Origin of the sequence: Bifidobacterium sp. UBA4282 (assembly GCF_002394995.1) — a bacterium.
Lineage (GTDB): Bacteria > Actinomycetota > Actinomycetes > Actinomycetales > Bifidobacteriaceae > Bifidobacterium > Bifidobacterium pullorum_B.
In genome coordinates this window covers 7642-7977 of the sequence record NZ_DGVO01000055.1, presented here as the reverse complement: position 1 = coordinate 7977, position 336 = coordinate 7642, and the positions used below count along the sequence as shown (strand labels likewise).

The window sequence follows — 336 nt, the reverse complement described above, 5'->3', positions numbered from 1 at the left end:
CATGTCGGCCAGGTCGTAGCCACCGCCCTCGATCTCGTCGAGCGCCGTCTTGTAAACATCGTCGTACTTCATATCCCCTCCCTTATGCGACCACGTAGGTCGCGCTGACGTACAGGGTCGACCCCGACGCTATGTCGTGCGGCGCCTTGTATCTGACAGTGCCGCCCGTGGTTACCCATGCGCCGTCGCCCTGCTGCGGGTTGCCGGTCTGGGCGTTGAAGGACGCGCCGTATGGGCGGTACCCGGCATGGAAGTAGCCGAGGTCGTTCGTCGCGCCTGATGTGAATTTCGCGGTGGTCTTGACCTGCAAGGTGAACGTGAAGACGCCCGCCGTGA

General features: G+C 63.1%; 1 protein-coding gene. It reads right to left on the bottom strand.

Translation table 11 applies throughout. The features are described from left to right. Positions 1-82: 82 nt before the first annotated feature. The coding region (locus B4C31_RS08465) for a hypothetical protein (RefSeq protein WP_291532108.1) at positions 83-336 on the bottom strand (254 nt) is incomplete at its 5' end.